This is a genomic window from Pseudomonas sp. UBA3149, assembly GCF_002364655.1.
Taxonomy (GTDB): Bacteria; Pseudomonadota; Gammaproteobacteria; order Pseudomonadales; family Pseudomonadaceae; genus Chryseomonas; species Chryseomonas luteola.
Map to the genome: position 1 here is coordinate 1 of NZ_DEYV01000003.1, position 26,840 is coordinate 26,840.

At 53.5% G+C, this 26,840-nt stretch carries 26 protein-coding genes, 1 pseudogene and 1 riboswitch; of the genes and pseudogenes, 17 read left to right on the forward strand and 10 right to left on the reverse strand.

Features of this window, described 5'->3' with window-relative positions; genetic code table 11:
• The 6 genes and pseudogenes from B3729_RS00980 to B3729_RS01005 all read left to right on the forward strand — a co-directional run.
• Positions 1–850, forward strand: a pseudogene (locus tag B3729_RS00980) (glycoside hydrolase family 5 protein); the annotation flags it as partial.
• A gap of 198 nt (positions 851–1,048) precedes the next feature.
• Positions 1,049–1,171: a hypothetical protein gene (locus tag B3729_RS00985; RefSeq protein WP_256205735.1), complete on the forward strand. Its 123-nt coding sequence runs from the start codon at positions 1,049–1,051 to the stop codon at positions 1,169–1,171.
• Positions 1,172–1,801: 630 nt separating this feature from the next.
• Complete coding sequence (locus tag B3729_RS00990) at positions 1,802–2,050, forward strand: hypothetical protein (protein WP_010798589.1); 249 nt, start codon at positions 1,802–1,804, stop codon at positions 2,048–2,050.
• Positions 2,051–2,212: 162 nt separating this feature from the next.
• Positions 2,213–2,728 (forward strand): cupin domain-containing protein, encoded by a 516-nt coding sequence (locus tag B3729_RS00995; protein WP_010798590.1) that lies wholly within the window; start codon positions 2,213–2,215, stop codon positions 2,726–2,728.
• 429 nt (positions 2,729–3,157) lie between these two features.
• Complete coding sequence (locus B3729_RS01000; RefSeq protein ID WP_312126008.1) at positions 3,158–4,348, forward strand: GAF domain-containing sensor histidine kinase; 1,191 nt, start codon at positions 3,158–3,160, stop codon at positions 4,346–4,348.
• Between the two features lie 94 nt (positions 4,349–4,442).
• Positions 4,443–4,679 carry a hypothetical protein gene (locus B3729_RS01005; RefSeq protein ID WP_010798593.1) on the forward strand — a complete coding sequence of 79 codons (237 nt, stop codon included), beginning with the start codon at positions 4,443–4,445 and terminating at the stop codon, positions 4,677–4,679.
• A gap of 47 nt (positions 4,680–4,726) precedes the next feature.
• On the opposite strand, the gene B3729_RS01010 is transcribed toward B3729_RS01005, so the two are convergent.
• Positions 4,727–5,338 (reverse strand): NAD(P)-dependent oxidoreductase, encoded by a 612-nt coding sequence (locus B3729_RS01010; RefSeq protein WP_286786793.1) that lies wholly within the window; start codon positions 5,336–5,338, stop codon positions 4,727–4,729.
• Positions 5,339–5,449: 111 nt separating this feature from the next.
• Here B3729_RS01010 and B3729_RS01015 point away from each other — a divergent pair, with 111 nt between their 5' ends.
• A complete protein-coding gene (locus B3729_RS01015) occupies positions 5,450–5,824 on the forward strand; it encodes a winged helix-turn-helix transcriptional regulator (RefSeq protein ID WP_286786794.1) in 375 nt (124 codons plus the stop codon).
• A gap of 18 nt (positions 5,825–5,842) precedes the next feature.
• On the opposite strand, the gene B3729_RS01020 is transcribed toward B3729_RS01015, so the two are convergent.
• Positions 5,843–6,892 carry a DUF1615 domain-containing protein gene (locus B3729_RS01020; protein WP_286786864.1) on the reverse strand — a complete coding sequence of 350 codons (1,050 nt, stop codon included), beginning with the start codon at positions 6,890–6,892 and terminating at the stop codon, positions 5,843–5,845.
• 338 nt (positions 6,893–7,230) lie between these two features.
• On the opposite strand from B3729_RS01020, the gene B3729_RS01025 reads away from it, so the two are divergent.
• Positions 7,231–8,382, forward strand: coding sequence for a dienelactone hydrolase family protein (locus B3729_RS01025; RefSeq protein ID WP_010798597.1), 1,152 nt, complete (start codon positions 7,231–7,233; stop codon positions 8,380–8,382).
• Between the two features lie 19 nt (positions 8,383–8,401).
• Entirely contained in the window at positions 8,402–8,740 is a 339-nt protein-coding gene (locus tag B3729_RS01030) for a YceK/YidQ family lipoprotein (RefSeq protein WP_010798598.1), read from the forward strand.
• A gap of 1 nt (position 8,741) precedes the next feature.
• Here B3729_RS01030 and B3729_RS01035 read toward each other — a convergent pair whose 3' ends face one another.
• Complete coding sequence (locus B3729_RS01035) at positions 8,742–9,092, reverse strand: hypothetical protein (RefSeq protein ID WP_286786795.1); 351 nt, start codon at positions 9,090–9,092, stop codon at positions 8,742–8,744.
• Between the two features lie 556 nt (positions 9,093–9,648).
• On the opposite strand from B3729_RS01035, the gene B3729_RS01040 reads away from it, so the two are divergent.
• Entirely contained in the window at positions 9,649–9,834 is a 186-nt protein-coding gene (locus tag B3729_RS01040; RefSeq protein WP_037031074.1) for a hypothetical protein, read from the forward strand.
• Positions 9,835–9,908: 74 nt separating this feature from the next.
• On the opposite strand, the gene B3729_RS01045 is transcribed toward B3729_RS01040, so the two are convergent.
• A complete protein-coding gene (locus B3729_RS01045; protein WP_286786796.1) occupies positions 9,909–10,049 on the reverse strand; it encodes a hypothetical protein in 141 nt (46 codons plus the stop codon).
• A gap of 152 nt (positions 10,050–10,201) precedes the next feature.
• Positions 10,202–12,259 (reverse strand): UvrD-helicase domain-containing protein, encoded by a 2,058-nt coding sequence (locus B3729_RS01050; protein ID WP_286786797.1) that lies wholly within the window; start codon positions 12,257–12,259, stop codon positions 10,202–10,204.
• Between the two features lie 708 nt (positions 12,260–12,967).
• Here B3729_RS01050 and B3729_RS01055 point away from each other — a divergent pair.
• The 3 genes from B3729_RS01055 to B3729_RS01065 all read left to right on the forward strand — a co-directional run bounded on the left by B3729_RS01055 (position 12,968) and on the right by B3729_RS01065 (position 17,506).
• Positions 12,968–14,389, forward strand: coding sequence for an OprD family outer membrane porin (locus B3729_RS01055; protein WP_125889157.1), 1,422 nt, complete (start codon positions 12,968–12,970; stop codon positions 14,387–14,389).
• A gap of 337 nt (positions 14,390–14,726) precedes the next feature.
• Positions 14,727–16,274, forward strand: a complete 1,548-nt coding sequence (locus B3729_RS01060; RefSeq protein WP_286786798.1) for a TerC family protein — start codon at positions 14,727–14,729, stop codon at positions 16,272–16,274.
• Positions 16,275–16,498: 224 nt separating this feature from the next.
• Positions 16,499–17,506 carry a TerC family protein gene (locus tag B3729_RS01065; protein WP_286786799.1) on the forward strand — a complete coding sequence of 336 codons (1,008 nt, stop codon included), beginning with the start codon at positions 16,499–16,501 and terminating at the stop codon, positions 17,504–17,506.
• 48 nt (positions 17,507–17,554) lie between these two features.
• Here the strand turns inward: B3729_RS01065 and B3729_RS01070 are convergent, their stop codons facing one another.
• Together B3729_RS01070 and B3729_RS01075 are read right to left on the reverse strand one after the other, a co-directional pair.
• Complete coding sequence (locus tag B3729_RS01070; protein WP_286786800.1) at positions 17,555–18,862, reverse strand: glycoside hydrolase family 5 protein; 1,308 nt, start codon at positions 18,860–18,862, stop codon at positions 17,555–17,557.
• Between the two features lie 484 nt (positions 18,863–19,346).
• A riboswitch (Fluoride riboswitch) is annotated at positions 19,347–19,408 on the reverse strand.
• 43 nt (positions 19,409–19,451) lie between these two features.
• On the reverse strand, positions 19,452–20,342 hold the full coding sequence (locus B3729_RS01075; protein WP_063860828.1) for a class A beta-lactamase LUT-2: 891 nt from the start codon (positions 20,340–20,342) through the stop codon (positions 19,452–19,454).
• Between the two features lie 312 nt (positions 20,343–20,654).
• Here B3729_RS01075 and B3729_RS01080 point away from each other — a divergent pair, with 312 nt between their 5' ends.
• The 3 genes from B3729_RS01080 to B3729_RS01090 all read left to right on the forward strand — a co-directional run bounded on the left by B3729_RS01080 (position 20,655) and on the right by B3729_RS01090 (position 23,727).
• Positions 20,655–21,674, forward strand: a complete 1,020-nt coding sequence (locus tag B3729_RS01080) for a 2-hydroxyacid dehydrogenase (RefSeq protein ID WP_010798608.1) — start codon at positions 20,655–20,657, stop codon at positions 21,672–21,674.
• A 12-nt stretch (positions 21,675–21,686) separates the two neighbouring features.
• Entirely contained in the window at positions 21,687–23,306 is a 1,620-nt protein-coding gene (locus tag B3729_RS01085; protein ID WP_286786801.1) for an L-lactate permease, read from the forward strand.
• A 61-nt stretch (positions 23,307–23,367) separates the two neighbouring features.
• A complete protein-coding gene (locus B3729_RS01090) occupies positions 23,368–23,727 on the forward strand; it encodes a DUF5064 family protein (protein WP_286786802.1) in 360 nt (119 codons plus the stop codon).
• A gap of 95 nt (positions 23,728–23,822) precedes the next feature.
• Here the strand turns inward: B3729_RS01090 and B3729_RS01095 are convergent, their stop codons facing one another.
• Complete coding sequence (locus B3729_RS01095) at positions 23,823–24,074, reverse strand: hypothetical protein (RefSeq protein ID WP_010798611.1); 252 nt, start codon at positions 24,072–24,074, stop codon at positions 23,823–23,825.
• Positions 24,075–24,397: 323 nt separating this feature from the next.
• Between B3729_RS01095 and B3729_RS01100 the strand changes: the two genes are divergently transcribed.
• Positions 24,398–25,231 carry an isocitrate lyase/PEP mutase family protein gene (locus B3729_RS01100; RefSeq protein ID WP_125889164.1) on the forward strand — a complete coding sequence of 278 codons (834 nt, stop codon included), beginning with the start codon at positions 24,398–24,400 and terminating at the stop codon, positions 25,229–25,231.
• Positions 25,232–25,237: 6 nt separating this feature from the next.
• On the opposite strand, the gene B3729_RS01105 is transcribed toward B3729_RS01100, so the two are convergent.
• Complete coding sequence (locus B3729_RS01105) at positions 25,238–25,618, reverse strand: hypothetical protein (protein ID WP_074829344.1); 381 nt, start codon at positions 25,616–25,618, stop codon at positions 25,238–25,240.
• A 190-nt stretch (positions 25,619–25,808) separates the two neighbouring features.
• Positions 25,809–26,708 carry a LysR family transcriptional regulator gene (locus B3729_RS01110; RefSeq protein ID WP_286786803.1) on the reverse strand — a complete coding sequence of 300 codons (900 nt, stop codon included), beginning with the start codon at positions 26,706–26,708 and terminating at the stop codon, positions 25,809–25,811.
• Between the last annotated feature and the right edge of the window lie 132 nt (positions 26,709–26,840).

Consider the following 26,840-nt stretch of genomic DNA (forward strand, 5'->3'; position numbering starts at 1 on the left):
GAAAGAGAATTGCGTACCGGCATCCTACTGGGCGGCAGGTCCGGGCTGGGGCAATTATTTCATGTCGGTTGAGCCGGTAAATGGGCAGGATCGCCCGCAGTGGCCGACGCTCAAGAAATACATGGATAACACCAGCTGTACGGAAATAGGCCCGAAGAAGGCAGGCGCCTCCACGACGCCAACGCCATCCACTCCGTCTGTGGGTACAACTCCGGTTGCGACCACACCGTCTACGGGTACTGGCTCTTCCACAGCACCGTCGACTTCGGTACCACCGGCAGCAACTCCAATAACCACCACACCTGTTGCTGGAGTAGACGGTGCAGTTAGTAGTGTAATCAACAACTTTACTAACGCCGATTGGCTCAATGGTGTTTATCGCAAGAAAGCCGGTTTCTCGATCCCTGCTACGGCCGCTAATAAGGCTGCCTTCATAGTAGGTGCTTCGGTGCGACTTGCTAACGGAGAGGTCAGAAAGATCTCTGCTGTCCAGATCGGTACCAATATGGCGGTGTACCTGGAAGGCGCTCCGGTAAATGGATCGATCGTAGGCTATCCTAATAAGCTGGCGTTGGTATCGGCAGTACTCGCCACAAGCCCGATCAATGACTTTACCAATGCTGACTGGCTCAACGGTGTGTACCGCAAGAAGGCTGGCTTCTCGATTCCTGGCACCTCAACCAACCAGGCGGCATTCAAGGTAGGAAAATCTGTACGCCTTGCCAATGGCGAGGTTCGCAAGATTACCTATGTCCAGGCAGGTAAAAACCTTGGGGTTTATCTCGAGGGCGCTCCGGTAAATGGATCGACCGTAGGTTATCCCAAGACATTGGCGGCGCTAGCCAACTAATCGGAGCTATGCCTCCAGAGCCTCTTTCGCCAAGAGGCTCTGGAACTTAATCGTTGTCCTGCATAGCAATTGATTCGGTTCATCATAAGCCCTTGAAACATAATGAAAGCATTTATAAGCGTAATAATCAGGCATCCTTGTAGTTACTGTCTTTAAATGAACCAACACGTTCATAAATACAGCTAGGTGAACCTACTATTGAATGCTTTTATAGAATGGCTGCTGAGTAAACCCGAGCGCACCAGTGATTGGGACTGGTTAGGTGATCTGGAAGCACGTAGCGCTGAAGATGAGCGTGACGATACTGACGTGGAGTTTTAAGCGTATGAGGCGTTATCGGTATGCTTCATTTTCTGTAGTTTGCCGTGTTAAAAGCCTTTATCCGCTTAATATAACGTTAGCCACCTCTTCCTCATGATGCGATTCGTGAGAGGAAAGCTGCCTCAAGCTTAAAGCTTCTGCTTTATCGGATAACGCCCTTTTCTTTTCGACTGATAAGGTTTGATATACAGAGAAGCCTTATCCTTACAACCGAACACCCGCCTTGCCACGGAATGAAAACCAAGCGCTCTTTACTAGCAAGCTTTCAACGGCAACTGGCTAAGAACTGGAAGGAGCGGAGCATACTTTTGCAGGGTCAGTAACTCAGGGACAGCGGGCAGCACTAAGCCCTGCATGCTCCAGCAAACCTCGTTATCATTGCTTCCGCTCCAATAACTCATCTCACTTGACCACTCTTCATCAGGCGAAGCCAACTTCCTTTGTTAAGATCTCTCCTTCTTCAGATCACGCCGGTTTTCTGACGGGCCCAGCATCAAGCGTATCAATCACCGTTGTAATTGGCGCCTATCGGCCATAAGTGATCGTTCGGAGGATGATGCTCGGAAAAGCATCGTTGCAATGCTATTAAAGTAGCCAGGCAAGCAATCAGACTTGCCAGGTAGTTGGACTATGGAAACGAGTGATCGCCCCGTGAAACCTGACAATGTGGTTCATGAGTACACGTCTGCATTAGTACTGGGCATTCGCTTCGTCTGTGTATTGGCGCTGTCTGCAATGATTGCCGGTAAGCTTTCCAGGCTTATGGGTACTGACAATGTTGTTGTTTATTTCCTGGTGTTTATTGCGCTGGTCGTGCTGTTGAACAAGATTCTGGAAAGCCTGTTTGCGCGCCGCAAGTTGGTGCCGGAAGAGGAATGAGATTTACATTACTGCTTCCTATACGATCGTCACCATTGATCGCTGACGCGGTTAGCTATCGCACTTCATGGTATCGCTTGCACAAAGGAGCAAAAACGGAATCCGTCATCGCTCTATGATTGTCTATGCTGCATAACCAGACGCCCCACGGATCTCGCAGCCATGACAACAATTCCCTCCAACAAGGCAGCCGTACTGGCTCAAGCGCTTATTCGCAACCTGAACAATGCGTCGCTGACGCATGAAACCTACGGCCCTTTGTTTGAAAGTCAGAGCGGCAGCCTTTCTGAAGGAACAGCCGCACAAAAGCTTGGTTTTTCGCTGGATATCGTTCCGCCAGGCAAGCGCTCATGTCCCTATCATTTTCACCATGCTCAGGAGGAGGCATTTCTCATTCTGGAGGGCACGGGTACGTTGCGGGTAGCAGGCGAGCATGTGCCGATACAGGCCGGCGATGTGCTTTTTATTCCCGCCGGCCCTGACTATCCACATCAGATCATCAATACGTCTCACGCTGAGTTGAAATACCTGTCAATCAGCACGAAAGAGTCGCCCGAAGTCGTGGAGTATCCAGATTCGGGTAAGTACCTTGCGACTGCCAGTGCCAAGGGAATCAAGGCGTTTCGCGCCCTACAGAGGACCGAGGCCAACTTGGACTATTGGGAAGGTGAAATCTGAACACGGCTGTGTTCTGGAGGCCTCTCTATGCCCGAGGTTATGTCGTTAGAGAGGCATTGCTTGCTGCCGTGACCTGTATGGGCGTGCGCTTTTTCCATTTCCAGCCAGCAGCCATCCTGCTACAGGCACGGTCGTTATAGAACGCCGTTCTGCTGATACGGCAGCGCTTCACGCTCAACAGCGTCCTACTGTGTAAGCCTCCGGGCACGCCTAAGCCAGGGATGTGTCATGCAGGCGGCTCTTGAGCCATCCGAGGGTAAAAGACGGCAATGGCAAGCGACTTTGAAAGTCGTCTCCCTGGCCAGGAGTCTCACCTGTGTAAACTGTATACGTCCAAAGGTTGTCAACGAAACGATAATCGCGTTCACTACCCTGATCTATCGTCAGGGGCAGCCGTGAAGTACGCCTCGCTTCAAGGTATAACTCATAATGCGTACACTCGCGAATGATCTTTCCATCATCGCTAGAATCAGTGCTGTTGGTGTTATTCTCAAGGTCATATCTGAAAGCACCCTTCTTCGTTTTGTCGCAATCGCACGGGTAACTGAAGATTCCTGGACAACCTGTGCCGTATTGGACCTGATCGGCTTTGGGCTCAAGGTAGGCGATCCTCTGGATGTCACCACAACACTGTGCCGCGAAGTCCATGCAAGCCAGGACTCGATCCTGATCAATAACGCCAGTGCAGATACGCGCTACTGCAGCCACCCAACCCCCAAGCAGTATGGTTTTGAAAGTTATATCTCGGTTCCCATCTTCCGGCGCGATGGCAGTTTCTTCGGCACGTTGTGCGCACTGGATCCAGAGCCCGCGAATCTGGACGAGACGAAAACCTTGGCAATGATGAGTTCGTTTACTCATCTGCTTTCGCTGGAAATAGAAACCCAGGAAAACCTTATCGAAACCGAAAGCAAGCTGCTTGATGAAAAGCTGACGGCCAAATCCCGAGAGCATTTTCTTGCCTTGGTTGGCCATGATCTGCGCAATCCACTGTTCTCCATTTGTGCGGGTGCACAGCGGCTGCTGAAAACACCGCGCGAGGATCAGGAGCGCTCGCTGGTCGAACTGATCCACGCTTCTGCCCAGCGAGCCCTACGAATGGTGGAAGACATCTTTGATTTCTCCAGAGGACAGCTGGGTAACGGCATCCCGCTAGCCAAGGAGGAGCGCGGCAACCTGGAACTGCACCTTCGGCAGGTCGTCAATGAGCTACAGGCAACCTACCCTGATCGCTGCATTGAAAGCGCGGTAAATACATTGGGGACGGTCTATTGCGATTGCGACCGCCTGGCGCAGCTTCTGTCGAACCTGACAGCCAACGCCATTCAGCACGGCAATCCGCAGAGCCCTATTCTGATCCGTGCAGAGGTGGAGAATGGTTTACTGACGCTATCCGTCCACAACGATGGCGAGCCTCTTTCTGAAAACATCCTGTCTGGCCTGTTCCAACCGTATTGGCGGGCCAGCCGAACGACGCTTCAGACCAACCTGCAACAGGGGCTGGGTATCGGGCTGTACATCATCAATGAAATTGCCCGCTCCCATGGTGGCCATATGAAGGTAAATTCCAACCGAGACAGCGGGACGGTATTCACCCTCACCATGCCTGTAAATCGCTAGCAAGCAAGCGCTCTAGCATCGCCTTTCGAGCTGAATGGTAGGAACATCGGCGGTGCTGTACCTGTCGAAGTGAAAACAACGACAGAATGGTTTTATGACAGTGAACGCCTTGAAATACCGCCTTGCCTCGCTCGATCCACCGGTCAAGTACACACTTGAGAGTCGCGGCGATGTATTTGTCATTACGCTCATCGACCCGCGAACGCCTGCCAAGGTTGAGCGGAGCCTACTTAATCGTCATGCCGCGAATCAGGAACTCATGAACACCATCATTGAAGATGCCATCCATGAGCTCCGTCGCAAAAGTTCTGCCGTTGCACGGGATCTATAAGCGCAACCGCTTACAAGCAAGCGAACGGTAACGATTCTGTCCTCGTTTTAGTACCCAACGGTAAACCGGTTGCGGAGATGCCTGCCTTGCTCCAGTTCGTCAACCATGGCGATTGCATAATCTTCGAATGAAATGTGGCTCCGTCCCTTCTGATCTACCAGTAGGCTGTCTTCACCCAGTCGAAACGTCCCAGTGCGTGGCCCATGTACGAATTCGGCCGAGGGCGAAAGGAATGTCCAGTCAAGCGCTGGCTCCCTTTGTAATCGCTCGAGAAAGAGCGCACCCGCCGAAGCCTCTGGCTTGTATTCCACTGGGAAATCAGGCGTATCGATTACTCTGACTCCGGGTGCCACCTCAAGGCTTCCCGCGCCACCCACTACCAGATAACGTCTGATCCCAGCCTTTTTTACCGCTGAGATAAGAGTTTCCGGGTTGCTGCTGGTAAACATGACGGCACTGATAACGGCGTCATGACCCTTTAGGACACCCGTCAATTCAGCTTCGTTATTCGCATCGACCGCTACCGGTAGTACGCCTGCTGCCTTTTTTATACGAGAGGCATTTCTGGCAATTGCAGTCACTTGATGCCCTCGCTTCATCAACTCATCCTGAATGCACGAGCCGGCATTTCCTGACGCGCCAATTAATGCAACCTTCATGTATAGTCCCCTTCCGTTAGTTAGTAACTTTCGGAAACCACGTTAATTGACGCGGTACGTTCCGACAAGAACGCACTTTTTTCTCACTTGGTTACCCTGAGGTGACTGCCAATGAATCAAGCGGCTCTGGCACCCGACACATTTAACGCTGACTGTCCAACCCGACGGATACTGGATCGAATTGCAGATAAGTGGACGGTGCTGATACTTGATCTTCTGCTGGAAAGTCCCCTAAGGTTCAATGAGCTATTGCGCCGAATCGGCGGGCTTTCCCAGAAGATGTTATCGCAGACGTTGAAAACGCTCGAGCGGGACGGTCTGGTCTTGCGTACGGCATTTCCCACCGTTCCGGTCACCGTGGAATACCGTATCACCGAGCTGGGCGTTACCCTCGCCGAGACGCTCAAGCCACTTCGGTTGTGGGCAGAGGCGAATATGGAGGCGATCGATCAGGCCCAACTGCGCTACGACAGCACGCCTCGGTAAACCAAGGCATGCTGCACGTTACTTTGCACGCGCCAGACAGCGCTGGTAGCGCTCCTCGACACGCTTGGCAAACCAGGCGGTGGTTAGTTTGCGGGTAATCTTGGGGCTTTCGAGCGTAATGCCTGGCAATATGGCCCGAGGTAGCGATTTACCCGCTTTCTTCTCAGCCAGCTCGAAAACGCGGGTGTACAATTTGGATTCCTCGAAATCGAGTGTTTCTCCTTTTTCAAGCGCACGTCGTATGGCCAGTTCACTCATGTCCAGTCGTTTGCCCAGCTTACGGACGGCCAGTTCGGTTGCACTCGGCTCCAGTGAGCCATAGCGGATCAGATCGCCGTCCAGCGCAAGAGAAACGCCTGTCAGACTGCTCACTGCCCGCTGAAACGCAGCATTACGGCTCGAATACCAACCGGCATTGTAATCGGCAAATCGGTAGATCTGTTGGGTGTAGCTGACCGGATAGCCAAGCAGGTGTGCCGTCCCGAAATAGACACCGCCGCGTCGGGTAAAGACCTCGTTACGAATCGATCCGTCAATCGTATAGGGATAACCTCTGGATTGGCGCTCAGCGAACGCTACGCTGACCTGCATCGGCCCGCCAGTTTCAACAGGGTTGAAGCTGCCAAAGAGTGTCTTGCCCAGCGGAACCATGCCAATGAAGTCATCAAAGATATCGCTCAGCTCTTTTTCGGTATGCGCCGCAGCAAGTCGCTCGTTATAGGTTTTGCCGTTGGGTGACCGTAGGCTTAATGCGGTACGGACCAGAAAGGCCGGTATATGCAACTTGCCGGCGCGGCGATCGATTTCCTTTTTCGCAATCGAGCCCATGCCTGGCACTCGAGGGTTTGCCTGAAACGTGGACTCCTGCTCAGTCACCGCCAATACGGAACAGATGTTTTCGGTCGTTGGAGGAATTTTTTGCGCATCGAACGCCGTATAAATATCCCTGGCCCAGCCCTGGCGCTCAGACACACTACCAGGCATGAGCCTGACAATCCTGGCTTGTACTTCAGTTGGGCTGGGCGCAGTTACCTGCTGCGGAGAGTGTGTTCCACATCCTGCCAGCATCAATAGGGCTGTAAGTCCAAGAGCGTACCGGCCATAGCGTAAACCGCTATCCAGGCCCCTGGAAATGGAGTGGAATGATACAAGGAACGTGGCCACCGTGGGTGTGAGACGGAGGGTCTGCAAGGATTATGGTTCCCGTGTCGAGGTGAGATGCGTGTGAGACCTGCCCCCTATCGAAAGAATTCCACCTCGATAGCAAACGTAACGGCCTGCCTCATCCTATCGGATATCGGCCTGAACAGCTGAGATCCGGATTGCCAGATGACCCATCCATTTTTAAGTTGTCATACTGCTGTCTATACTCTCGCCTCAATAACAACAACAGCCGGAGTCGCACCTTGAATATTCTGAAATCTCTCGTGCTTTGCGGGATCAGCCTTGCCGCAACGGCAAATGCCCAGGCCCAGTCAGCTTCCGCTCCCATTACGGCCGACGCACTTCCCGGCAATTACCTGCTGCTCAAACAGAAGATGACCTATCCAGATAGCTGGCTGTCAGGTCATTACAAGCACTTTTCAAAATGGCGTACCTATGCCCAAACGCTACTGCGCGAGGCGTTGCTAACGCCAGATTCAAAGCGTGCCTTCAACGCTCAGGTTATTGATCAGCAGCAGCGTTCAGGCTACAGCGCTCAGAAGATCAGGTTCACGCTGACGGATGAAAGTCGTGTCAACGCTCTGCTTCTTTTGCCTGATACGCCCGGCCCTCATCCCGCGGTGCTAATGCTGCATGACCATGGGGCGCGCTTTGATATTGGCAAAGAGAAGATGGTCAAACCATGGGGTGATCAAACAGTATCTGCTTCCGCGCAGCAGTGGGCCGACAAATATTTCTCTGGCCGCTTTCCTGGCGATGAGCTGGCCAAGCGGGGCTATGTCGTGCTTTCGGTCGATGCCCTTGGTTGGGGTGAGCGCGGCCCGGTGACATACGAACAGCAACAGGCGCTTGCCAGCAATTTCTTCAATTTGGGACGTTCCCTTGCCGGAACAATGGCCTATGAAGACATGCGCTCGGTCGATTTTCTGGCAACGCTCCCCATGGTCGACGCACGTCGCATCGGCGTTGTCGGGTTCTCCATGGGGGCCTTTCGCGCCTGGCAGTTAGCAGCCCTTTCAGACAAGGTTGCGGCAACTGCTGCCATTTCCTGGTTTGGGACTTACCAAGGCCTGATGACGCCGGGGAATAACACATTACGCGGCCAGTCATCGTACTACATGCTGCATCCAGGCATACCGGCCCGGCTCGATATTCCAGACGTTGCCGGAATTGCTGCACCCCGTCCGTTGTTGCTTTTCAACGGTGGAAAGGACACGCTGTTCTCTTCAGAATCGGTCGAAGCGGCTTACGCCAAGGTGCACCGCATCTGGCGTTCTCAACAGGCCGAGCTGAATCTCACCACACAGCTGTGGCCCGAACTTGGCCACGTGTTTGTGCAGGAGCAACAGGAAGCCGCTTTTGTCTGGCTTGATCAGTGGCTCAAGCCACGTTGATATAGAAGGAACGATAGGCATGAAGCTTGACACGATTGCCATTGGCGTCCTGGCGCTGAGCCTGACTGGGTGTGGAACCCTCAATACGGTGTTCCAAGACGATGCGACTACTAGCTACAAGCTCAGGCAGCAGAAAACCTATTGCGAGTCCATAAGCCGGGTCTATAGCGGCGTGGCGTACGATTTCTGCTCACTCAACGCTCCGCCCGTTATCTATCCCCCACCTCAGGAAAAACATGCTGTTCCACTGATTGCGGTAGATATGGCGCTTTCTGGTGTGTTGGATACGTTGGTATTGCCTTACACGATCTATCAGCAGAACAAATACGGCAGTATGGAAATCAAGGGCCAGAAATAGTTTATCCTTTTCCTTGCAGCCAGTAGTACCCGCTCGTAAGCGTTCGGATCTGCACTCGGTTAACCAGGTGTGATCGAGTACGAATGCTTACAGCGTGAACTAGGAATCGACAGAAGAACGGCCCAGGGGCCAGAATACTGCATGGGGGCGCAGCCAGCAGTGGCTCGGCAAAACTTCCCAGCCAGGGCAAGGGATGGTGCTCCGTACGACCAACTACCAACACATCCACCTCATCACGGCTGCAATAGTTGGTTACTGCAGCAATGGGCTGTAATCGCCTCGCCTCGACATAATCAAACATAACCAGGTGCAATGCTGCTCGGCTGGCTTGCGCCGGCGCTTGGGCACGCATAAAGGCAGCAGTCCGCTAACAGCTGTTGTCCACCACAAGAAGGAGGCGTTGATAGCGATTCATGCCGCGGATCCTTGGGGCTCTCCCCCTACCTGATGCCACTATCGTCATACGCCTGTAAAGCCAAGGCTTGATACATATCAAGGAAATGAAGCAGACCTGCGTGTTGCAGGACATCATAAATCACGGCACGTGATGTCACCCAGGTAGAAGGTGTTTCTCAGCCTGCCCCCAGTTATGGAGATCGGCAGCGCCGATTATCCATACGTCGCCAGGTTTCGCATATGACGCAAAGGAGTGCTTAGCTTGGAGGTACGTTCAAGTGGGGCCTACGGAAGTGACTGACATGTCCCAGGCTACTGCGCTCCGCTCAAACGGCAGTCTGTAGTACAGCACGTCGGTTACCTACATAGCCAAGGTCATGATTGCTGGCGGTGAAATAAGGCTGAAATGAAAAGAGCGGTATGTATACAGCACGCACAAGCCTTGATGTAAATCAGTACCAGACGCTCTACATGAGCGTAACTATGGACGAAATCTTACATGGTCCCTGCCCATGAACATACTTATCAAACAGTCACCAGCCCAGTCCCTGCTCCAACTCATGATCCACGGCTGCGATCTACAAGCCGGAACAATGTTGGCCCAGGAGCGCCAGCATGAGCAGTTGGGCCCCGTTCGCCTGTCCAGACATTTGAGACAAGGCTCCACTGCTTTTTTGGATCTTTATCAAAAGCGCTAATCGCTGTTAGGTTAATGTGTCATCCCTTGTGCTTACGCAACAGCTCGCATCAAGCACGAGGGATGGCACCCGTTTCAACGGACTGGATCAGTAGTACCAGTCGCCTTTTCAAGCTGCACCTGTTTTTGCGTACCCAGCAGAAAAGCCGCTTTTTCGGCAAAACTGGTGTGGATATGCAAGGCATTGACTGGATTACGAAACAATTGATGAGTCATGACGCTACCCTCTAACTGGTGGGCTCTTCAAGGAAGAGACAGGTTCACCATAGGCAGCGCAGGAACAGGCTAGAAATGTTTTGTAGCACTAGTCATCATCAGCCAAATCGATAATCGGAGAAATAGATTCCTTTTCAAGGGCTTAGCCGCTATCAACATGGCCCTCTGGATTTGGTCGTATACCAGAGTACACGACTGACTCCTCGTGTGATCGCGACATAAGAGAGCCTTGATGACTCATCGGCCATCGCCTGATCATAGGTGTTCTGAAAAAAACCAGACGCTGCATACAATGCGTTGCGCAGCGGATGCGGTAAGGTACCGGCTCCATCATCGACAACAATGGCTACTTCAGCCTGTAATCCCTTCGCGCGGTGAATGGTATAGCAGCGAACAGGTAGCGCCTTGTCGAGATGGCTTTGAAGAGTCTTGAGCGTCTCATTGCGTCGGCTCAACACCAACACCGCAGTCCGCTCCGAAGAGTTTCGACTTGCAGCGTGGGCGCACTGAGTCTCGATCTCCTTTACCACTTCCGGCAGGCGACTCTTGAAATCGAACCGTGTAACCGCCTGCACGCCATGATCACCTCGCTTGACAGTCCTGGCGGCCTGGCAGGTCTTTTCCTGCTTGAATACTACGCCAGCCAATACTCTCTCAGCGTCCCGAATAATGGGTTCCACGGAGCGGTAGTTGGTAGCCAGCGTCAGAACGGTACTTTTTCTGTTTCGCCCCTGGCTTGGAAAATGACGGTCGAAGTTCATGAAGAGTTCGGGAGAGCTTCCTCGCCAGCCATAAATGGATTGCCAGTCATCCCCTATCGCCATAAGACTGATTGCCCGCTTCTGACGGGCCAGATATCCATGGACGGCTTGCAGCCACAATACGATCTGTGGGGAGATGTCCTGAAATTCATCGATCAGCAGATGACTGAAGGGCATTAGCATTTCCGGACGGATACTCCGATCGTTTCGATTGAGCCGATCGGTAAGCTCCTGAAACGCACGGTTGAACGTCAGCAGGCCCCTCTCTTTCAGACAGGCTTCAAACGTTTTCCAGAAGAGCCCCAGGGCCTCGATAAAGATCTGCTCGCGAACGGAACACTGCACGCTATCGCTTTGTAGACGATCTATCCGTAGTCCCAGGCTTTCGATAAAGCCCGCCTGGACGTAGAACGCCTCAAAAAGCGGAACCGCTACGAACTCGCCCTCCAGCTTGAACGGCTTGAGTGGAGCGGGCCTGTTTCCTTCGCTTTCATCGCTTTCGTTAGCGATATTCAACAGCTTGTCGACCTTCCTCTTGAACGCCGGGACGTCTGAATAGGCACGCTGGTAGGCCTGTTTGAGCAGGTCCAACTGCACAGGATGAAGACGGCCGCCTGTCAATGGATTGTCCAGCTCGGTAGCCGATGCTTTGCGATCGGACAGCTGCTCAAACCATACCGGCGCACCTAATGCGTCCTTGGCGAGCATACCCATCGCCGAATGAAAGGTCCGTACGCAGCTGCGCGCCTGCTCAGCTGAAAAAGAGAACCTCCAGAAGGACAATACCTTGATAAGCTGCTCGCGCAGCTGCGCGCAGGAGTCGTTAGTAAACGATATGACTGTGAGCTGTTCGGGCTTGATATCCAGATGGCACAGCATGAAGACTACGCGCAGCACCAGCGTAGTGGACTTGCCCGACCCTGCACCTGCAAAGATGCGCGTAGCCGGGCTGCGGCTGACAATCATACCCCACTGCTCGTCTGACGGCGCCCGGATCACTCCTGCTTTGACGGCTTCGGCTACGCGCTCATGCATCGCCTGAACGTGCTGCTCGGTTATAGACAGTAACGCAGGCCCATAGAGTCCTTCCGTGGTAGCTCTATGGGCCTTGGGCTCAGACTCCAGAGGCTTCTTGGCTCGTCCGCTCGGCTTCGTCGATCGCTTGGTCGCAGTCGCACTCTTGCTTTGAGCTTTTTTAGCCGTGGGAGCCGGCTTGCCACGCTTTGGAGAACCTTTTGCACCGGTTTCAGGTTTTTTGCGTGGGTTGACTTTCTGGGTGGGCTTACGAGTGACCATGGACTTGAGTTTATTGGTCAGCAACGAGCCCGCCTGCTTGCTTGGCTTGGGATGAGACAGCGGGCCATCACCATTGCTCTGCAGGTATTCCGTGGTACGTGGAAAATAGTTCGATAACGCCCCTGCCAGGTAGCGTTTAACAGCAGACAGCATGTGGATTCTATCCGGTTGAAACTCACCCTCAATGATACGGCGTTTTGGCTCGTTGTGCTGGATAGATAATCAGGGGAATGCTCAGTGTGGCTGCAACGAGCAGAAGTAAACTACCGGCAGCCAAGCACCCTTTTGAAAAACCATGCACCATTACAGAGCACACCTGTGCACAGTCGGTGCGCATTTCATTACCAATATCTTTCTCAGGCGTAACAATGGTTTAGCGACTGTTACCAAATGTATACAGGCTTAATGATATCGAAGCTGCCCTGATTTTATGCATTTACGCCATAAATATATGTGTAACGGACAAACATAAACCTGACTAATCAGTCATGTTTCCTTAGGTACAGCTTCTGCATAGAGCCCTGCGACGGGCATGAAATCCTGGAACTGTTTCCATGGATCTCCATGCCGTTAAACGGCCTGCTTGGTTGCCTTGGCCCTGTCTCGATACGCCATTCGGGAAGTGAGCAAAGCGCAATAGAAGCAGAAACCCATTTTATTCAAATTGACTCGGCGAGACGGGTTTCTAAGCCATGGGCCTAGTACGTCTCGATTGAGGGAGAGCAAATACGTAAGCGTTGCGTTAATAGTCCTGGCAGAGCGTATAGCGCCGCGCCGCGGACACTTTCCTTCTGCCTGTCAGCAGGAAAAGCACCATGGGGCGTTTCACTCGAACTCCTATAAAAATCATAAGGAAAATAGATGTCTACTTTGTACCGCGCCGGTTTTACCCTTTCGCTACTTGCACTTTCGCTTGCAGCTCAGGCTCAATCTCCGGCCCCTGATGATCCCAGCTACATCAATGAAGTCCAAAGCCTTCCCAATGTACAGAAGCCGGTCAAAGGCCAGGCAGGTGCCAAGGGATTTTTTGAAGACGATACGCTAACGCTGACCACGCGGAACTTTGCTGCTCGGGAGATCGGGCAAGACCGTTTCGGTTTCACCTATCCCAAGAACGGCTCCCGTCACTTCACTCATACTCGTAATACCTGGGTTCAGGGCACAGCGCTCAAATACAGCTCCGGTTATACGCAAGGTACCGTGGGGTTCGGTATCGATGTTGCCGGGTTCAATGCCATCAACCTGGAGCGAGGCAAGGGACGAATCGGTGGTGGCGGCAACCGTACGCTGGCAGACAGTGACGGTCATGGCCACGATGAATGGTCAAAGCTAGGGGTAGCTGATGTCCGTTTGCGTGTGTCCAATACCGAGCTTAAGGTCGGTCGCTTTCTGATTGATACACCTGTGGTCAGCTATAACGACAACCGCGCTCTGCCTTCCAGCTTTACCGGTTTCGGGATCGTCAGCGATGAATGGGACAACCTGTCGCTTCAAGCCGGCAGCTTCCGCCGTGCCAGTCCGCGAACCGGTGCAGGCGATGAGAAATTCACGACCGAATACGGTACACGCGAAGTCATTGGTGATCATTTGAGTTATCTGGGCGGTAACTACAAGCCGCTGGACGGGTTCGAGATCAGCCTCTACGGCGCACAGTTTGAAGACGTCTGGAACCAGTATTACTTGGGATTGAGCAAGACCGGCGGTGATATCAAGACGTTTGGCTGGAAAGCTGCATTCAATGGTTATCGTACCCTCGATCAAGGCGATGCGAAGGCTGGCAATATAAACAATACTGCCTGGAGCATGGCGCTTACCGGCAGCCATCAGGCTCACAGCCTGACGTTCGTGTATCAGCAGATTGAAGGAAACGAATACTTCGACTATGCCCACGAGACCGCTGCGATCTACTTGGGCAACTCAATGTTTTCGGACTATAACGGGCCAAACGAGAAGTCCGCCCAGGTCCGGTACGAGACCGACTGGAGCTACTTCGGTGTTCCGGGTCTGACAACGGGCATCTGGTACGTTAAGGGCTGGGACATCGACGGTACGCATTACAATCCCGGCAGTGGCAATTACGCTAACTATGCCGAAGTACTACAACAGGACGGGGAAACCCACCACGAACTCGGGCTGGTCGGCACATACCAGGTCCAGTCCGGCCGAATCAAGGACAGCAAGTTCCGCCTGATGCTGACCCGTCACAAGGCTAGCCAGAATCAGGTAGACGGCAGCTTCAAGGAGATCCGCCTCGTTTCCACATTGCCATTCAACTTCCTGTAATACCGAAGGACGCGCTTCGGCGCGTCCTTTCTCACCCTGCTGGTCCATAGCAAATTGTAATAGTTTCGCTTTAGGCAAATGTCTATCGCCCGGTTAAGCTCTAGGCTTTCCACTCTATCCAAGGTGTTATGAACACGTCCTCCGAACCTCCCAGTCGACGCTTCCCTTCCATATCGAGCGGCCCTGCTCAGCGTCACGTTGCCACTTCCTTACGCCCTTTCTGTTTACCTCATAATGCCCTCTCGTTGCCACGGTGCCTGCCCGATCATCCCATCGCGCACACCGATACTGCACACGGTCGGCTATTCAACTTCCAACAGATAGAGGCCTGATCCACATGGAATGGATTGCTGATCCCACCGCGTGGCTGGGGCTTGCCACGCTGATCGTGCTTGAGCTGGTCCTAGGCATCGATAACCTGGTGTTTATTGCCATTCTGGCAGACAAACTGCCGCCTCACTTACGTGACCGCGCCCGCATCATCGGCCTGTCGCTGGCGATGCTGATGCGTCTGGGTCTGCTGGCCGGCATTTCGTGGCTGGTAACCCTTACCGCTCCGTTGTTCGAGGTATTTGGCAAGAGCTTTTCCGGGCGCGATCTCATTATGCTGTTTGGCGGTATTTTCCTGCTCTTCAAAGCCACGATGGAATTGCATGAACGCCTTGAAGGACATGTCGTTCAGACACGAAACAGCAAAACCTACGCGGCTTTCTGGCCTATCGTCGCTCAGATCGTGGTGCTGGACGCGGTCTTCTCGCTGGATTCCGTGATTACCGCGGTCGGCATGGTCGACCATCTCTCCATCATGATGATCGCGGTGATCGTCTCGATCGGGGTAATGATCGTTGCGAGCAAGCCTCTGACCCATTTCGTCAATGCACATCCTACCGTCATCATGCTGTGCCTGGGTTTCTTGATGATGATCGGTTTGAGCCTGACCGCCGATGGTTTGGGCTTTCATATTCCGAAGGGCTACCTGTATGCCGCGATTGGCTTCTCGATTCTGATCGAGCTGCTCAATCAGATCGCACGCCTGCGACGTCGTAAGAAGCTGCACGGAAACCATCCCTTGAGGGAACGCACGGCATATGCGGTCATGCGCCTGTTGGGCGGGCGTAAGTTTGAAACGGACGAGGTGGATGACGAAATCACCGACCTGCTGGATGATGACCATGATCAAAGCGTCTTCCATCGCCAGGAACGCATTATGATCAGCAGTGTATTGAACCTGTCCGAACGGCCGATTCGCAGCCTCATGACGGTACGCTCCGATGTGGACTACATTGACCTTGCCAATACAGATGAGCACAATCGCCAGCGTCTGATGGACTCCCCTCACTCACGCCTGCCGGTCATACGAGACGGTAAAGTTGATGAGCCGCTGGGATTCATTCATAAGAAAGACCTGCTTCGTGAGTTGCTGGCAGGACACGATGTAGCATTCGATAGCGCTATTCATGTCCCTATCGTATTGCCAGAAACCTGCGGGGCCTTGCATGCGTTGGAGCAGCTTCGCCATGCGTCGACGCACATCGCGTTTGTAGTCAACGAATTCGGTGATTTCGTAGGTGTGCTGACCATTACCGATATGCTTGAGGCCATTGCAGGTGATCTACCAGACGCCAGCGAAATGGAAGTGCCTGATATCCGCAAGGACAAGGACGGTTTTATCGTCAGTGGTGGACTTCCGCTGGGTGTTCTCAGGCAGCGCCTGGGCTTTCAGGTCAAGGCTACTCAGGACTATCAGACGCTGGCCGGCCTCGTCATGAGCCTGCTGGATCGGTTGCCTGTCAAAGGTGATCGCGTGGAATGGCTAGATTGGAGTCTCACCGTGACCGATATTGACGAGCGACGCGTTAGCCGCGTTTATCTTCGCAAGCGATAAGGCCATTGTCAGGGCTCTTGGAAAAGGGCGGCTTCACGCCGCCTTTTCTGTTCGCCCGCATTTGCTCGTTCCCCTCATAAAGTCGCAACGTTTTGTCAAACTTGTCAGTTGAGACGCTGCAGGAAAGGACTTAACGTAATCAGCGTGACGCCGGGCCCCTCTGACGGTTCCTACCGCCATGTCGGAGTCACAGCTGGTACAACTTCGACTGTAAGGAGGGGCTCATGAACACCCTAGAAGCGTTTCTGTTCGCCGATTTTCTTGGTACGGCCACATGGTTGTGGCTTGCATTTCTGGCTGTCGTCATCACCCTGCTCACGCTTGATCTTGGGGTTCTGCATCGTGACAATCACGAGATAGGGATCAAGGAAAGTCTATTCCTCTCGGCAGGCTATATCAGCATGGGCCTGTTGTTTGCCGTATGGGTATGGTTCCAGAAAGGCGGTGACGCCAGCATGGACTACCTGACCGGCTTTCTAATCGAAAAGTCGCTCTCCATGGACAATGTGTTTGTCATGGCGATCATCTTCAGCTTTCTTGGTATTTTTCGACAGTATCAGCACAAGGTGCTGTTCTGGGGAATCATGGGTGTAATCGTCCTCCGAGCGCTTATGATTGGCCTGGGCGCAGCCCTTATCCATCAGTTCAGCTGGATCCTCTATGTGTTCGGGGTATTTCTTGTCGTCACCGGCATCAAAATGCTGTTCGCCAAGGTGGATGAAGCTCCAAACCTGGAAGATAACGTCCTGGTCAAGTTCTTGCGCAGACGGATGCGCGTTACGAATGAGCTGCACGAGCAGCACTTCTTTGTAAGGAAACCTAATGCTGCCGGTCACACAGTCTGGTGGGCAACACCGTTGTTCCTCGCGTTGATTCTGATTGAGTGTGCTGATCTGGTGTTTGCGGTGGACAGCGTACCAGCGATCTTCTCGATCACACAGGACCCGTTCATTGTCTACACCTCGAACATCTTTGCGATCCTGGGTTTGCGTGCACTCTACTTTGCGCTGGCTGCCCTGATTCATCGCTTCGCCTACCTCAAGTATGCGCTGGCGTTGGTTCTGGTGTTCATCGGGAGCAAGATCTTCCTGGTGGGCATCATTGGCAAAATACCTGCCGCCTTGTCATTGAGTGTAACGCTGGGCTTGCTGGCGGGTGGCGTACTGGTATCACTCTGGAAAACCCGGTCAACGGAACCTGCCAAGATCGAGCGCCCCAACGCTGAGCGCTGATCAGGTTAATGCTCAAGCCCTGGCGCCTTACTCGCCAGGGCTTCTGCTTTACCAATGCCACCAATAGGCGTGCGTGTTTGTCTTTGCCTGGCAGATTGGAAGCCATGATGTCAGTGCAAACTGACAAACGAATGGCTTAGGTAGGGGAGCCGGTGCAGGCTGAGGTACTGGCGCGGGCTCAGGTACGGGCTGCGGTTGTGGAGCCGGTACTGGCTGTGGAATAGGCACGGGCTTTGGTTGAGGTTGCGGCTCAGGCCTGGGTTGGGGCACGGGCGGAGTTGGGCTTGCCGCTTTTTGTGGCCCAATAGACACACACGAATTACTAGTCTCCACGTATTTACGCAAGATCGGCCATTGGATGCGGTCCTTGCCGTCAACAGGCTCCACACTCAATACATAGTCGTCACCCCATCCTGGCCCGGCAGCCCAGACAGAAGCAGGGATACAATTTTCAGCGAGGTACTTGAGAGTATTGTCGAGCGCAGGTAACCAGGCAGGATTATTGTTCGGAACACCGATTTCTCCCAGATAACCTTTCTTGTTGTTAGCTTTCAACCACTCTACAAACGGCCTGACCCGATTGACACCAACCATAGGATCATTCATCCCAGCATCCCGAGGATTGGTGTAAGTGCCAGAGTTATTGTCGTCCAGGTAGGTATGCGCTGAATAAAGAATCTTGTCGGCCGGATCCTTGACGGAGAGCAGACCTGCACTTGAAGACGACGACCATAACCAGGCACTAGAGAAGTTTTCACCTTCCACCAATATGTAATGGGTATTATCGATGCGGCGAATACCATCGATACCCGCCTGCATGATGGACGCCACCGTACCCGACGTCGCATAGGGTTCATTCATCACGTCATAGGCGAATAAGGCAGGGTGACTTCCCCATGCTATTGCCATTCGATACGTGACATCACGAAACGCGTCTAGCGGGACGTTTCGACTGCCAATCAGCTGATTCTTGTACCGCGCAAAGTTATGCAGGTCCAGAATAACCCGCATATTGTACTTATGGGCGTAGTCCAGCGTCTGAGTTACAAGCCCAGCATAAGTTGGATCAAACGATGCGTAGGTGGTTTTCTGCAGACGTTCCCACAGGATGGGGAAACGAATGGTCTTTATGCCCTTTGCGCTCCACGCCTTGAAATACTGCTCCGTAGGAAAGATGTAGTTAACGCCATTAGCGCCCGGCAGCACCTCGGCTGCAAAACTTGCACCCGACATGTTCAGACTTACCAGGTCGATGCCTGCTTCGGCCGTTGACAACGCGGATAACAATCCAGCAGCCAGCACTACCTTTATGGCGGCCACGGCAAAACCTCGGGGCTTTAAGATCGCACCCTTCATAGCAGCTTCCTTGCATGAGTTGATGTCTCCCTTCCCGCCTCTGTGTAAACAGAATGCGGAGGTAAAGGCCTCTCCAGCGCAGCGCAGGAAGGCCAGAAAGAACTATACGCGCTACGTTTGAAATCAAAGTGATAGCAGCGTCATAGTTATTTAGCTTTCACGATATGCCTCATGAGATTTGACGCAATCTTGTGCGCCAGATGTACTTTTGGGTTCAGGCGAAGCCGGCCTAGAAGATTGATCACACCTCCACGTGCGACATTCTCTGAATAGCGTACCGATGATCCAAAGCCCCAGATCGGTCGTGAATAGCGTTCCAATGGGAAGGAGGGAAACATTCCATTCAGCGTTACACCAAGCCAAAAGTGCAACGCGCAGCCAGGAGAGCTACTGGTTACAACGGCGGGAAAAGAAACGTACATGATTGACCTTTCCTGATGTGGGCGGAAAGGTACAGGCACATGCCTACGAACCCTTCTAGATAGGGTTCGTAGGCATCATTAGCCCAAGAGCAGTTAAAGGAGAAATACTATCTCCTGTACACCAGTTTAACTACCCGCTGCGCATGAGCGTAGCGTATGGGCTGGAATCAGCCTGTCACCCATTCAGCCACAATGCGCGCCGCATCGGCCAGCACGTCATTGCGCGCTTCCGCCTGCTGGTTTTCAAGAGCGGAATAGAGAGCCAGCACAACGGGTGTACGGCGAGGCGGCCAGAGGATAGCCACGTCGTTGGCCGAGCCGTAATCACCCGTACCTGTCTTATCGCCTACCTGCCAGCCAGCCGGTACCCCGGCCCGGATACGCTTGCCACCTGTGGTATTGCCTTTCAACCACGCCTGCAACTGATGCTGTTTATCCGCAGCCAGCATGTCACCCAATGCCAGACGTTGCAGGCTCATTGCCATGGCCTGAGGGGTACTCGTATCACGAGGATCTCCCGGAATAGCCGAATTGAGTTCGGTTTCCCACCGATCGAGGCGAAAATGCGTATCGCCTATCGAACGGGCAAATGCGGTGACCGCTTCAGGGCCCCCCAGCTTTTTCATGAGCACATTGGCCGCGGTGTTATCACTGTACTGAATGCCTGCGGCGCACAATTCGGCAACGGTCATCCCAGTGGAAACGTGCTTTTCCGTCACGGGAGAGTATGTGACCAGATCGGCCCGGGTGTACGTGAGCCGTTCTTCGAGGAGCCCCGGTTCGTCTTGGCTTCGGGCGAGAAACGCTGAGGCGAGCATGACCTTGAACGTGCTGTTCATGGCAAACCGCTCATTGGCGCGATAGCCCAACTGTGCTCCATTTGCGGTATCGATGGCGCATACTCCAAGCCGTCCGTTCAGCTGCTGCTCCAACTTAGCCAGCCGATCTTGAAAGGAAGCATCATCCCGATTAGCGCCAGCCAGCGTACCTAGCGAATAAGACGCAGACACCACAGCGCTAGTCAATAAAAACGTTCGACGGTTCAGGATGACATTCATGGCGCGGGCTCGTAATCGACTATGTAGGAAAACAACCTGCTGGTTACAGACGTCACGTCGCCGGTAACCAGTAGGGAAACGGTGCAAGCGTAGCGCTGATGGAAGTCGGCTTACCAGCACAAGCTTTCTCAGGATGTTTGCACAATTCGCAGTTTTGGTGCTCAGGCTCAGTGAACCCCATGTTGAAGTAGCAGCCTAGACGGTTTCGTCTAGGCTTGGGGTATCTGTATCAGACGTGGGCATTGCCATACTGGCCGTGCAGTAGCAGACGTGGGACGACCACTTCGTTCTTTTGTGACTTGAGGAGATCGCATGAAAATCACTGTTTTCAGCGCCCAGCCCTACGATCAGCGGTTTCTTGACGAAGCCAATAGACACCATTTCGCCCATCACAACTTCGAGTTCACCTATCAAAATGTCCCGCTCTCGCTTCAAACCGTTGCGCTCGCGCAGGGCAGCGACGCCATTTGCACCTTCGTCAACGATCAACTCGATGCGCCTGTTCTCGAAACACTCAAGGAATATGGGGTCAATGCGATTCTCCTGCGTTGTGCAGGTTTTAATAATGTAGACCTCGACGCTGCCGAGCGACTAGGACTCTTTGTTGCGCGTGTCCCTGCCTATTCACCCGAAGCAGTGGCCGAGCACACCATTGCGCTTATCCTTACGCTTAACCGGCATACGCATCGGGCTTATAACCGCGTCCGCGAAGGCAATTTCATGCTGGAGGGGCTGCTGGGGTTTACGCTGCATGGCAAAACGGTCGGGGTTATCGGCACCGGCAAAATCGGTTTGGCAACGGCCCGCATCCTGAAAGGATTTGGCTGTCGCCTGCTGGGATACGATCCCATGCCTGCGCCTGAATTCAAGACGCTTGGGGATTTCGTTGACCTCGACATGCTACTGGCACAATCGGACATCGTGACGTTGCACTGCCCCTTGATGGACGCAACCCGCCACATTATCAATGAACGCACCTTGGCCGAGATGAAGCCCGGCGCCATGCTCGTCAATACCTCCCGCGGCGGACTGGTGGACACGGCCGCTGTTATAGAGGCACTGAAGAGCCGTCAGTTAGGCGCCCTGGCCATTGATGTGTATGAGCAGGAAAGTTTCCTCTTCTTCCATGATCGCTCATCCGACATCATTGATGACGATGTCTTCCAGCGGCTGATGACCTTTCCCAATGTAATTGTGACCGGACACCAGGGCTTCTTTACCGTCGAAGCGCTACGCGAGATTTCCGAGGTGACACTCCGTAACCTGGAATGCCTGGTGAACGGGACAGCATGCTCCAATGTGCTGATCAACAGGGATCCGGCCGGCCGCTAAGGGAGCCCCGTCATGTGGCAACAACTATACGACCCGCTTGGTAACGCCTATCTCTCGGCTTTGGTGGCCGCTGTTCCTATCTTGTTCTTTCTGGCAGCACTGACGCTTCTCAAGTTGAAAGGGCTGACCGCCTCCCTGCTGACCCTGGGCATTGCCGTGGTCTCCTCTCTGTTTCTGTTCGGCATGCCCCTTGGCAAAATCCTGAGCGCCGCACTGTTGGGCATCGCCAACGGTTTATGGCCGATTGGCTATATCGTGCTGATGGCGGTGTGGCTTTACAAACTGGCAGTCAAGAGCGGCAAGTTTGATGTCATCCGTGGCAGTATTGCCACCATTTCTGAAGATCAGCGCATTCAGGTCATCTTGATTGCGTTCTGCTTTGGTGGCTTTCTCGAGGGTGCTGCAGGCTTTGGTGTACCTATTGCCATCTGCGCGGCGCTTCTGGTCGAGTTGGGTTTCAAGCCGCTCAAGGCTGCCATGCTGTGCCTGCTGGCCAATGCTGCGGCTGGCGCCTATGGCGCCATCGGAATCCCGGTAATTGTTGGCGCGCAACAAGGCTCTGTGCCGCTGGATGACATGGCGCTGATGATGATCGCCATTGTTCAGCCAGCCACCCTGCTTATCCCGATGCTCTTGATCCTGGTACTGGATGGGTTGCGTGGCATCCGTGAAACATGGCCGGTCCTTTTGTTGATCGGCGTGCTATTCAGTGGTCTGCAGACGCTTACGCTGTATCTGCTAGGACCGGAGCTGGTGGATATCATCGCTCCGCTTGTATCCATGGGGGCCCTAGCGCTATTCATGCAGGTCTGGCAGCCCAGCCGTATCTATCGCGAGTCTGACGCACCGCCACGCTCTACACAGCGTTGGTCTCTGATGCAGGTTCTGGCAGCCTGGTCGCCTTTTTATATTCTGACCGGAATCGTGCTGCTGTGGAGCCTGCCCGCATTCAAATCGCTGTTTGCAGCGCAGGGCCCGCTAGCGGCCAGCGTGCTCAAATTGAATGCCCCGTTTCTTCATCAGCAGATCGAAGAAATTCCACCAATTGCCGCTGTAGCTCATACCTTACCCGCTACCTGGAGCGTTGCGCTAATCAGCGCGCCGGGAACAGCCATTCTACTTTCAGTACTGTTAACCACACTGCTTTCTCCTACGCTTTCATGGCAGGGTGCAGGCGAGCAGTTGAAGCAGACCATAAAAGAGCTGTGGCGTCCCTTGATCATGATCTGCCTCATCATGGGTGTTGCCTATATCGCCAATTTTTCAGGTGCCTCTTCTACCATCGGGCTTGCCTTGGCAGAAACCGGAAGCATCTTTCCACTGCTTTCTCCTGCTATCGGCTGGCTGGGCGTTTTTATCACCGGCTCGGTGGTCAACAACAACACGCTATTTGCCCATCTGCAATCCGTGACAGCGCTTCAGATTGGCACCAGCCAGGCACTGCTTGTCGCCGCCAATACCAGCGGAGGCGTGATGGCCAAGCTGATTTCACCGCAATCGATCGCCATTGCCGCAGCCGCCGTGGATCAGGTAGGCGCTGAATCTTCGATTATGAGAATGGTGCTTCAGTACAGCCTGGCACTGTTGGCGTATGTTTGCGTCTGGACATTCATACTGTCGCTGCTGATTTGACGGTTACATCATCCACCAGCAGCGTTGAAACGTTAGTGATCATTTCTGCAGGAGTTTGCTCATGTTCGTGCCCGGCCGCATCGAAGTCGATCAGGTTGCCAATGGATACCTTCCTGCCATGCATTTGCTACTGGAATATACGGTCGACCCTGTTTCCTCAAACCAGCATGCTCACTTTTACCTCTCAGGTCACGTGGGCCAACGTGCGGTAGAAGAAAAGTTTTCCATGCACCGAGACGAAGCCTATAACTTCCTGGCGGAAATTGATCATCGCCTGCGCCGCTATGGTGTGCCTCTACCCAAGGCGAGCGTCTTTACGCATCACGAGGATTACGACCAGATGTTTGAAGATTTAAGAGAAAAACTGCATACCCAGCCGGGAGACCCCATAGATCTCGACCGGTTGGTAGGTGGTGAGTAAGCTGTCAGGGAGCGTTTAACAGCTCCAGCTTTATCGCCTGTCCGAGTCGATGCCTGCCTGAGCTCTAGAACTCAGGCGCATGAGGCGGACTTTTATTACTGCTTGATACGCTCAAGAATCTGATTGGTCGTTGCGATGGCTTGCTTGTTGTTCTTTTCAACATCTTCACGAATCAACATAGCCAGAACGGTCAGAATGGAGGACCGGCAGATCTGAGACATCTCGCCTGACTCTTCCATCAGCAGGCGATAGAGAATCGATGAGGCAAGCTTACGGTCATAGGGTGGCAGTGAGTCGCTGCTGGCTAAAAGGGTAAGCTCTTCATTAAGCACGGCGTAGGCGTCCATTCGGCATATCCATAATGTTGAGCCTGGGCGCGGCTCTGATAAAAATGCCCTGAAAGTGAAGATCCTGACGATGGATCCCTGTACGCGAGCTTTGAGACACGACGTTTAAAAGAGTTTAGTGCCAGCTGTCGCTTCCATAGGCCATTGATGAGATTAGTCGACTCCGTCTCAATTCAGTTCAGGAAATCGCATCCCTTGTTTCCGCTGACAGACGGCGGTCTGCTCCAGCAATGACTGCGTCAAGATGCAGGACCCGGTTTGACTGCACGTCGTCAAAGCAGCTGCAAGAATTACCTGACTATTGAGCCTGAAAGGACCTAGCCATGGATGTTTTCGAGAAAGCGGCACTCTTCAAGAAGCTTCATACGTATGATCAACCGCTGATCCTGCCCAATCCATGGGATGCCGGTAGCGCCCGCATATTGAGCCGGCTTGGCTTCGAGGCCTTGGCAACGACCAGCGCAGGATTAGCCTTCAGCCTGGGGCGCCAGGATGCACGCGGGAGCCTTTCCCGTGATTGCGTGTTGGCCAATGCGGAAAGTATCGTTCTGGCAACCGACCTGCCGGTCAGCGCAGACCTGGAAAACGGCTTTGGTGACTCGCCAGAAGCAGTGAGCGAAACGATACAGCGGGCGGCTGAAATAGGACTGGCAGGCGGCTCGATCGAGGATGCCACCGGCAACGCAAGCTCGCCTCTCTACGATTTCAACCATGCGGTGGAGCGTATCGCGGCTGCAGCTGAAGCCGTGAAGGAGCTGGGTTACCCTTTCATGCTGGTCGCACGTGCTGAGACCTATACCTGTGGTGGTGCAAGCCTCGATGATACGGTGCGGCGTCTCCAAGCCTACGAAGCAGCAGGAGCAGATGTCTTGTATGCGCCCGGGCTGCCTGATCTGGAAGCCATACGGCTGATTTGCGAGTCCGTATCCAAGCCAGTCAATGTTGTGATGGGCCTGTCTGGAGCGAACTATAGCGTGAGTGAGCTGGCCGAAGCGGGAGTCAAACGGATAAGTCTGGGTAGCTCATTGGCGCGAGCGGCATGGAGTGGATTTATCGCAGCGGCATTGGAAGCTCGCGATGAAGGCACATTCGGCTTTGCCGAAAGCGCCGTTTCTTTCGCAGAAATCAACAGCTGGATGAACAGAGACGGAGAGTAAAACGCATCATCCTACTGAAGGTACCTCATTGCTTCCAGGCTGGCCCATCAACTGCCCAACCAGGGCACGTGCCAGCTTGAGGCATTCGAGGGCCGCCTGCTCCAGTGTTTCCTGACCGGAAAAAGAGGAAGCATCGATCAGCGTCATGGCAGCATCAAGCATCTGGGCCTGATTGGAAAACTCGCTCCTCAGCTCTGTATCTGAAAGATCAGTCATTAAATTGGCGTCTGCCGCTTGACCATCTGCACGTCCATCATTGGACGCGTGCTCCCTCAGGATCAGATTGATGAACGCATATTCATCCTTTGTAAGATCAAAAGCGCTACCCTCCTGCTGTGCAGCAGGATTTAGCAATCTGTTCGCCGTGCCTGTATAACGTGTTTTCATGATTGATCGTGATGAACTACATCTGAATGTTCAGTATCAATTCGCTCGACCAGTGCTATTGACAAGTCATTAAGCACATGATCCACCTGTTATACGTATCGGTTATCGAGGCGTTAACTTAAGGGCAGCAAGATAAAAGCAAAAGTTGTGCCAGTTGACAACAGCTATGGTTGAGCGGAGAGCAGTATCCTTACCTAAATGTTTCTAACGCATAATCAACAAAACTGCGGAGTTTGGGTGAGCGATAACGGTCTTGGGAATAGACTAGGTGCATGGGCCTGCTGGGCAATTGATAATGGTCCAGCAGCTTGACCAGCCTGCCCTGCTGCAGATCTTGCCACACGAGGACGTTAGGTAGCATAACGATCCCGATCCCACTAAGCGCGGCCTGCCGAAGCCCCTGGGCACTGTTGACTATGACACGGCCACTGATATCGATGGAAACCTCGCCTTCCGGTCCGCTCAAGCACCAACGCTTTTCGGTCCATCGCCACTCCGTGCCGGCAGGATAGGCGAAGGACAAGCATTCGTGGTGGGAAAGCTCTTCCGGCCGCTCTGGGTAACCATGCCGCTGTAGATACTGAGGCGATGCACATATCGTCAGGCCATAGTCCATCAGTGGTCGGGCAATGAGCCGTGACGCATCCAGCGTGCCCAGGCGAATGGCGACATCGAAACCCTCCTCAACCAGATCGACCACTCGATCCGTTAATACCACGTCGAGCCTGATTTCTGGGTACTGGGCCAGATAGTCTGCCAAGGCAGGCATCAGGCATTCCGAGCCAAACGTGGGCGGTGCCGTGAGACGTAAGACTCCATGAGGGTTAGCCTGCGCCTGCTCAGCCAGACGCTCCGAATCGGCTACGAGACCCAGCACCTCGACGCACCGCTGATAATAGACCGACCCGAACTCTGTCAGGCTTTGCCGCCGAGTAGTCCTGCGCAAAAGACTCATGCCGAGGCGCTTCTCCAACGCGCGGAGATGGTTGCCGACCATCGTAGTGGACAACCCACACTGTTCACCTGCTGCAGTCATGCTGCCACTTTCGACTACACGTACAAACACCGTCATGGCTTGATAAAGATCCATTTTAAAGCCTGGATTCAAAGTGATAGAACAATCATAGCGTTTATCTCATATTGCTACATAAAGATACTCAAGCCTTCTCTAATAGGAGGCTTTATGACAGCTATCTCTTCAACCTCTACCTTCGGATTTGAC